The following is a 7262-nucleotide window of genomic DNA, read 5'->3' as shown; positions in this document are numbered from 1 at the left end:
GTGTTGGTTGAGGAGACGCGGCCGCAGGAGATTCGGCTTCGGGGTGAGGTGACGCCTCGGGAGTCGGGGCGGGGCTCGGGAGACGACGGGTACTTGACGGATCCGAGTGCGGAGTACGAGATCAACACGTCGGTGAGCGATTCGGTTGCTTCGTCCGGTGGGCAGGCTCCGACGAATATGCCCGGTCGGCAGGCAGTTGCCGGACCGGTCGGTGCGCGGCGGCGGGCAGGCGTACAGCAGGATGCGCCAAGCCAGGTCTCCGCGGATCAGGTCAGCTCCCACCGCGCTGGACGTCGCGCGTACCAACCACCTACCGACACACAGTCGGGTGCCGCGGGTGCTGCACCTACAGGAAACGCTGGAGGCGCAAGTAGCACCGCAGGCGCAGGAGTTCTAGGTAGCACCGCGGGCGCGGAAGGCGCAGGTAGCACCGCGGGCGCAGGAGTCGGCGGTAGCACGGCGGGGGCGGGGCAGGCAGCACGAGCAGATGGCGCGGCGGGCCCGGGAGGTGCCGCCAGCGCTGGTGGCTCGGGTGTTGCTGGTGCAGGTAGCGCTGGTGGACCGGGTGTTGCTGGTGCAGGTAGCGCTGGCGGACCGGGTGCTGCTGGTGCACGTAGCGCTGGCGGACCGGGTGTTGCAGGTGCAAGTGGCGTGGGTGTTGGGGCAGAGGCCGGCGGGGTTGGTGCTGCCGGCGCAGGTGGTGCTGCTGGTGGGGCTGGGGTCGCGGGTGCGGGGGAGGTTTCGCCGTATGGCGGGGGTGGGACGCGGCCGCGTAGGTATCGGGTGCATCATTTGCGGGGGTTCAAGAGCCGGGGTGAGAAGTGGGCGATGCTGACCGCCTACGACCAGTACACCGCCGAGATCTTCGACCAGGCGGGGATTCCGGTGTTGCTCGTCGGGGATTCCGCGGCGAACAACGTCTTCGGGTACAGGTCGACGCTCCCGGTGACCGTTGACGAGCTCATCCCCCTCGCCCGCGCCGTCGCGAACGCGGCCGAGCATGCGTTGGTCGTCGCGGATCTTCCGTTCGGGTCGTACCAGGCGTCGCCGGAGCAGGCGTTCCACACCGCCGTACGGTTCATGAAGGAAGCGGGCGTGCACGCGGTGAAGCTCGAAGGCGGGCGCACCGTCGTACCGATGGTGGAGAAGCTGACCCAGTCCGGCATCCCGGTGATGGCGCACATCGGGTTCACGCCGCAGAGCGAGCACAGCATCGGCGGGTACCGCGTGCAGGGTCGGGGCGATCAGGCCGCCGGGCTGATCGACGACGCGGTCGCGCTCGCCGCGGCGGGGGCGTTCGCGGTGGTGCTGGAGATGGTGCCGGGTGATGTCGCGGGTGAGATCACCAAGCGGGTGCCGATCCCGACGATCGGTATCGGCGCGGGCCGCGACACCGACGCGCAGGTGCTGGTGTGGCAGGACATGGCGGGGCTGCGCGCGGGCACGATGCCGCGGTTCGTGAAGCAGTACGCCGACCTGCGCGGCATCCTCACGAACGCCGCGACGACGTACGCCGCCGAGGTCGCGAACGGTGTGTTCCCGGGAGACGAACACACCTTCTGAGGGATCAGATCCAGGGAAGGGCGGACCGTTCGGTCCAGTACTCCTCGGGTTGCTGCACGAACTCGAGGAGCGGACCGTCGACGTGGTACGCCAGATTGCTCTCGAGCTGCTCCGCCGTGGTCGCACCACTCAGCACGACATCCGCCCAAGGCTGAGCCACTGCCGCGCCGATCGCCAGCGCGTCCGGCGCGACTCCGTGCTGGCGGGCGAACTCGTTGAACGGCGTCTCGCCCGCGCGCGTCGTCAGCCGCCCGTTCGCGACCGCCTCCTTCACGACGACGAACCACCCGGCCTCGTGTGCTTCAGCGAGTGCGGGACCGGCCGACGTCTCCAGTACGTTCCAGGTCGCCTGTACTGCGGAGAACGGCGTACCGGAGGTCATCGCCTTGCGCAGCGTCTCGGCCTGTCGCGGACCACTCGTCGACAGACCGACGCGTACGCCGGTGTCCGCGAGCTCGCGTAACCGATCCAGCAAGCGCTTGTCCTCGAGCGCGGGGCTGTCCGCCGTCAGACTGTGGACGAGGTAGAAGTCCGGCGGGCCGCCGAGCGCGTGCAGGGTCTCGGGCCACTGCCGTTCGAAGGTCGCGAGGTCGTGGCTCTTCACCTCGTGCGTGTCCGCGTCGTACCGCCAGTCGGCCACGTACGTGTAACCCCACTTCGACCCGATCGTCAGCCGGCTGCGGCGTTCGGGGGTCAGCCATTCGCCGAGGAACTCCTCGGCAAGCCCGTACGAACGCGCGGCGTCGAAGTACCGAACACCTGCTTGCCACGCCTGCTCCAGCAGCTCGTGCGTCCGCGTCCGCAGGTCCTCGACGGCCCGTCGCGGCGGCAGGTCCTCGTCGTGCCCGAGATTGATGTACCCCGGACGCCCGAGTGCCGCGAGGCCCAGCCCGATCGTTGCCATGTCTCCGATCGTAGATGTGCACGGCAACCACTGTGAGACGCGCCGCACGAGGCGACGGACGGCGGGCGTTGTCCCTTAGCGTTTTGTGGTGTGACGGAATCTACGGTTCGGCGGCGGACGACGGCTCGCGTACTGCCGGTGCGCCCGGACGGCAGGGTCCTGCTGCTGCACGGCTGGGACCCACTGAAGCCGGAGACGACGTACTGGTTCACGATCGGCGGCGGTGTCGAGGACGGCGAGACGATCGCCGACGCGGCCTGCCGGGAGCTGCGCGAGGAGGTCGGGATCGAGCTTCCGGCCGCCGAGCTCGGTACGCCGCTCGCGACCAACACGATCGAGTTCGAGTACAGCGGCAGCCGGATCGTGCAGCACCAGACGTTCTACGCGGTCGCGGTGGACCGCGTCGACGTGACGTTCGCGAACCAGGAGGAGATCGAGCAGCAGACGATCAGCGAACACGGCTGGTGGTACGGCGACGATCTCGAGGCGACCGGCCTGGCCGCGCACGTCACGATCCCCGGGATGCTCCGTCAGGCCACGGACGCGATCACGTTGCGCCGGGCGTCCTGACCTACCGCGCGCGTGCCTGTTTGAGGACCTTCTTCGGAACCTTCTTGCCGACCTTGTAGTGCACGCGATCGAGCCGCTCGGCGCAGCCTGCCTTGGACAGACGCATCAGGACGACCGGGCACTTCTTGCACCTCGGCTCGTCCTTGCAGCACTTCTTCTTCGCGGTGATCGACGACACCCGGCGAGCGTAGGTGAGGCATACCTAAGCCGTCCAGCTGTTGCGTCGTGATCGTGGTGGACGTCACGCCAACTGTCCGCTCAGCACGGCCCGCGCCTCGACGAGCGACGGTCCGTACCAGGTGAGGTGCCGGCCGGAAACGCACTTGGCGGGTTTGCCGAACGCCTCCGGTCCGTCGTCCGGTGAAAACGCATAAGGCTCGTCGGGCAGTACCACGATGTCGTACTCCGGTAACGCGTCCGGGGCGATCCGGGGATAGCGTTCGCTGGATTCTCTCAGGATGTTGTCGATACCAATACGCGCGAGCAGATCACCCGCGAACGTGTCGCGCCCGAGTGCCATCCACGGTCTGCGCCAGATCGGTATCACCGCCCGCCGGCGCATTCCGTCGTACGGCGTGCTCCAGGCCTCTCGCGCTTCGCGCAACCACGACGGTTCGCCGCCGATGATCGCGGACAGCATGCGGCCGAGCGAGTCGAGTGATTCCGTAACGGTCGTCGGCGCGGTCACCCAGACCGCGATTCCACGCGCGCGCAACGCGTCCAGATCTTCCGCGCGGTTCTCTTCCGCGTTGGCCACGACGACGTCCGGTGCGAGTGCGCGGATGGTGTCGAGATCGGGATTCTTGGTACCGCGAACACGGGTCACGTCGAGGTCCGCGGGATGCGTACACCAGTCGGTCGCACCAACGATTTTGTGCACGTCGGTGGCCGCGATCGACTCGGTCAGCGACGGCACGATACTGACCACGCGGCGCACCTCGCGAGGTAGTTCGACGACGTTGCGCAGGTCGTCGTACATGCTCTTCGGCTCCTCTGTTCGCAGGACGTTGCCGAGGACAACACTCGCCGATCCGCCGGTTTCGGGCCCATAATCGCCGCGTGTCGCCAAGAAAATATTCGGCGTATCCGGCATGCTCGGGGCGCGGCGGAATCCCTTGATTACAAGGATCCTCGGCATTTGTGCCAGTGTACGCCGCCAGTTCTCCTTAGCCTGGACGTGTTTCCGGTGCTTTACGTAGCGCACAAGTGTTGTCATCATCATGACGACGAGGAATCCACCGTGGTTTTCCTCAGCCGCACCAAGGAGGCAGAGTGCCAGCCAAGAAGGCAGCCGCAGGGAAGGCGACAGCCAAAAAGGCTTCTCCCGCCAAGAAGACTGTCGCGAAGAAGACCGGCGCCGCGAAGACGACGACCGCGCGCAAGGTCAGCGCAGCAAAGAAGACAGCGACGAAGAAGGTGAGTGCGGCCAAGAAGACCGCGGCCACGAAGACGGTGGCGAAGAAGGCCCCGGCGAGGAAGACCACCGCCACGAAGGCTGTCGCGAAGAAGGCTCCGGCCAAGAAGACCACCGCCAAGAAGACGGTGGCCAAGAAGGCGCCGGCGAAGCGCACCACCGCTGCCAAGAAGACAACGGCTGCTGCGAAGAAGACGACGACCGCCGCCAAGCGGACCACCGCGAAGAAGGCGCCGGCGAAGAAGACCGCGGCCAAGAAGACCACGGCCCGCAAGACGGTGGCGAAGAAGGCCCCGGCCAAGAAGGCCACCGTGAAGAAGGCCGCCGCGAAGAAGGCCCCGGCCCGGAAGGCCGCCGCCAAGAAGGCGCCCGCGAAGCGCGTCGCCGCGAAGAAGGCGCCGGCCCGCACGACCGCGAAGAAGGCTCCGGCGAAGCGGACCGCCGCCAAGAAGGCGCCGGCCCGCAAGGCTCCGGCCCGGAAGACCGCGGCCAAGCGCGTCGCGCGCTGACACAACCTGCAACAGCAGTTCGAGGGGCACCACCGGAATCGGTGGTGCCCCTCAGCGCGTCAGTCGTCGTCCCACTTCGGGTCGTTGTCCCAGTTCTCGTTGCGTTCCTGGACCTTCTCCAGCGCGCGGGCGGCTTCCTCCGGCGAGCTGTACGGCCCGAGCCGGTCCCCCGACTTCGCACCCTGGTAGGGCTCCACCTTGCCGGTCTTGGTGTTGAAGTACCACTCGTTGCTGTGATCGTCGCTCATCTGGCTGACCACCTCCTGGGAGTCGTTTCGCAGCGCTGCCTAGAATGATCTCACCATGTCGATTCTTACTGCTGGCGTCATTTCGCCGCGCCGCGACGTACCTGCTGCCATCACGCGCCCGGAATACGTCGGCAAACCGGCGCCGGCGCCGTTCGACGGTTCGTACGTGACGCCACCGGAGCTGATCGAGAAGATGCGGGTGGCGAGCAAGCTGGCCACGCAGGCGTTGCAGGCGGTCGGTGCCGCGGCGAAGCCCGGCGTGACGACGGACGAACTCGACCGGGTCGGGCACGAGTACCTGATCGAGCGCGGGGCGTACCCGTCGACGCTCGGCTACCGCGGCTACCCGAAGTCGTTGTGTACGTCGGTCAACGAGGTGATCTGCCACGGCATCCCCGACGACCGGCCGCTGGAGAACGGCGACATCGTCAACGTCGACATCACGGCGTACCTCGACGGCGTGCACGGCGACACCAACGCGACGTTCCTGGTCGGTGACGTCGACGAGGAGAGCCGGCTGCTGGTCGAGCGCACGCAGGAGGCGCTGAACCGCGGCATCAAGGCGGTCCGCCCCGGGCGCCGGGTGAGCATCATCGGGCGGGTGATCGAGTCGTACGCCAAGCGGTTCGGGTACGGCGTGGTCCGCGACTTCACCGGTCACGGGATCTCGACGTCGTTCCACTCCGGGCTGATCATCCCGCACTACGATGACGAGCGGTTCGACGACGTGATCGAGCCCGGGATGACGTTCACGATCGAGCCGATGCTGACGCTGGGCACGTACGAGTACGACCTGTGGGACGACGGCTGGACCGCGACGACGAAGGACAAGTCCCGGACCGCGCAGTTCGAGCACACGCTGGTGGTGACCGACACCGGCGCCGAAGTACTCACGCTGCCGTGACGATCACGCAGTACGCGCGACCGCACCTGGCAGGCGTCCTCGCTCTGTGCCAGGCCGAGGGCTGGCCGAGCCTGCCCGCGGACGCGACCCGTGCCCACGCGGTTCTCACAGCTCCTGGCGTGACGACGGTGGTCGCGTCGGACGGCGAGCAGGTGATCGGGTTCGCGTACCTGCAGAGCGACGGCTATATCCAGGCGCATCTGTCGATGATGGCTGTCCACCCGTCGTACCGCCGCAAGGGCGTCGGTCGTGCACTCCTCGAGCACGCGTACCCGCTGACCGGCGCCCAACGCATAGACCTGGTCACCGACACCGCCGAGGACTTCTACGCATCCTTCGAACACCGCACATTCAGCGGCTTCCGCATCTACCCCTCCTGAAACCCAAAGGATCCGTAGAGCCGCACCGCCGGCTTGTTGTCCGGGTCGACGCGGAGTGCGACGGTGGCCTCGGAGCATGCGCTCAGGAGGAGCTTGGCGATGCCTTGGCGGCGGTGGCTGCGGGCGGTGAAGAGCTCGATCACGAACGGGCAGTCGGGAGTGTCCGGCCACGGTGCGCGTTCCACGACGAGGAGCGCGCCGACGAGTCGATCGGCCTGCCAGGCCAGGCGACTGAGGGTTGGGTCGAGTACGCCGTACCCGCCCTCGAAGGTGAGCGTGATGTCCTCGAGGGCTTCCTCGGGGGTGGAGGAGGCGATGCCGGGGTCGTACGAGTCGTAGTACAGCTGGGCGAGGGGTTGGGTGTCCTCGACCGTTGGTGGACGCAGTACGACGCCTGGGACGGGTGGCGTCGGTACTGCGGCTGCCGGGCGGAGCAGGATCATCGGTTGGAGGAGGCGGTGACGAAGGCGCCGAGGTCCGCGGCCTGGTTGATGCGGGACTGTTCGTGGACGTACATCATGTGGCCGGCCGGGTAGTACTTCGTCTGGATGTTGCCGGTCAGCTCCGCCGGGATCTGCAGGCGGGCCAGCGTGTGCTCGGTGGCGAAGTACGGCGTGGCGCCGTCGTAATGGCCGGACGCGACGTACACCTTCAGGTGCGGGTTGTCGCGCATCGCCTCGGCGAGCTTCTCCGCGACCGTGATCTGCTGGCCCTCGAACTCCTTGAACGACCAGTTCTTCGCGGCGTCCATGTTGATGATCTCGTACGGT

At 67.4% G+C, this 7262-nt stretch carries 10 protein-coding genes and 1 pseudogene; 5 read left to right on the top strand and 6 right to left on the bottom strand.

Annotated elements, in window-relative coordinates:
- Positions 1 to 783 precede the first annotated feature (783 nt).
- Positions 784 to 1563: a 3-methyl-2-oxobutanoate hydroxymethyltransferase gene (gene panB / locus VFF46_RS33670; RefSeq protein WP_325041287.1), complete on the top strand. Its 780-nt coding sequence runs from the start codon at positions 784 to 786 to the stop codon at positions 1561 to 1563.
- Positions 1564 to 1567: 4 nt separating this feature from the next.
- Here the strand turns inward: panB and VFF46_RS33665 are convergent, their stop codons facing one another.
- Positions 1568 to 2467, bottom strand: coding sequence for an aldo/keto reductase (locus VFF46_RS33665; protein ID WP_325041286.1), 900 nt, complete (start codon positions 2465 to 2467; stop codon positions 1568 to 1570).
- 90 nt (positions 2468 to 2557) lie between these two features.
- On the opposite strand from VFF46_RS33665, the gene VFF46_RS33660 reads away from it, so the two are divergent.
- Positions 2558 to 3037, top strand: a complete 480-nt coding sequence (locus VFF46_RS33660; protein ID WP_325041285.1) for an NUDIX hydrolase — start codon at positions 2558 to 2560, stop codon at positions 3035 to 3037.
- Between the two features lies 1 nt (position 3038).
- Here VFF46_RS33660 and VFF46_RS33655 read toward each other — a convergent pair whose 3' ends face one another.
- Complete coding sequence (locus tag VFF46_RS33655) at positions 3039 to 3215, bottom strand: hypothetical protein (RefSeq protein WP_325041284.1); 177 nt, start codon at positions 3213 to 3215, stop codon at positions 3039 to 3041.
- A 63-nt stretch (positions 3216 to 3278) separates the two neighbouring features.
- Positions 3279 to 4175 carry a helical backbone metal receptor gene (locus VFF46_RS33650; RefSeq protein WP_325041283.1) on the bottom strand — a complete coding sequence of 299 codons (897 nt, stop codon included), beginning with the start codon at positions 4173 to 4175 and terminating at the stop codon, positions 3279 to 3281.
- A 134-nt stretch (positions 4176 to 4309) separates the two neighbouring features.
- Between VFF46_RS33650 and VFF46_RS33645 the strand changes: the two genes are divergently transcribed.
- A complete protein-coding gene (locus tag VFF46_RS33645; protein WP_325041282.1) occupies positions 4310 to 4960 on the top strand; it encodes a hypothetical protein in 651 nt (216 codons plus the stop codon).
- A gap of 59 nt (positions 4961 to 5019) precedes the next feature.
- Here VFF46_RS33645 and VFF46_RS33640 read toward each other — a convergent pair whose 3' ends face one another.
- Positions 5020 to 5208, bottom strand: coding sequence for a hypothetical protein (locus VFF46_RS33640; RefSeq protein ID WP_325041281.1), 189 nt, complete (start codon positions 5206 to 5208; stop codon positions 5020 to 5022).
- A 55-nt stretch (positions 5209 to 5263) separates the two neighbouring features.
- On the opposite strand from VFF46_RS33640, the gene map reads away from it, so the two are divergent.
- Together map and VFF46_RS33630 are read left to right on the top strand one after the other, a co-directional pair.
- Positions 5264 to 6112, top strand: coding sequence for a type I methionyl aminopeptidase (map, locus tag VFF46_RS33635; protein WP_325041280.1), 849 nt, complete (start codon positions 5264 to 5266; stop codon positions 6110 to 6112).
- Positions 6109 to 6492 (top strand): GNAT family N-acetyltransferase, encoded by a 384-nt coding sequence (locus tag VFF46_RS33630; protein ID WP_325041279.1) that lies wholly within the window; start codon positions 6109 to 6111, stop codon positions 6490 to 6492. The genes map and VFF46_RS33630 overlap by 4 nt, the downstream gene beginning before the upstream one ends.
- Here the strand turns inward: VFF46_RS33630 and VFF46_RS33625 are convergent.
- Both VFF46_RS33625 and VFF46_RS33620 read right to left on the bottom strand, forming a co-directional pair.
- Positions 6480 to 6935, bottom strand: a complete 456-nt coding sequence (locus VFF46_RS33625; protein ID WP_325041278.1) for a GNAT family N-acetyltransferase — start codon at positions 6933 to 6935, stop codon at positions 6480 to 6482. The two genes, VFF46_RS33630 and VFF46_RS33625, sit on opposite strands and share 13 nt — an antisense overlap.
- Positions 6932 to 7262, bottom strand: a pseudogene (locus tag VFF46_RS33620) (peptidase S10); the annotation flags it as partial. The pseudogene VFF46_RS33620 and the gene VFF46_RS33625, both read right to left, overlap by 4 nt.

Source organism: Kribbella sp. (assembly GCF_035655035.1).
Taxonomy (GTDB): Bacteria; Actinomycetota; Actinomycetes; order Propionibacteriales; family Kribbellaceae; genus Kribbella.
Note: the sequence above shows the minus strand (reverse complement) of the source record. Positions and strands in the feature narration are given on the sequence as shown.

Excerpts from the sequence above, each read along its gene's own strand:
- VFF46_RS33665 (WP_325041286.1), bottom strand. The coding sequence starts at position 2,467 with ATGGCAACGATCGGGCTGGGCCTCGCGGCACTCGGGCGTCCGGGGTAC.
- VFF46_RS33650 (WP_325041283.1), bottom strand. The coding sequence starts at position 4,175 with ATGCCGAGGATCCTTGTAATCAAGGGATTCCGCCGCGCCCCGAGCATG.
- VFF46_RS33640 (WP_325041281.1), bottom strand. The coding sequence starts at position 5,208 with ATGAGCGACGATCACAGCAACGAGTGGTACTTCAACACCAAGACCGGC.
- map (WP_325041280.1), top strand. The coding sequence starts at position 5,264 with ATGTCGATTCTTACTGCTGGCGTCATTTCGCCGCGCCGCGACGTACCT.
- VFF46_RS33625 (WP_325041278.1), bottom strand. The coding sequence starts at position 6,935 with ATGATCCTGCTCCGCCCGGCAGCCGCAGTACCGACGCCACCCGTCCCA.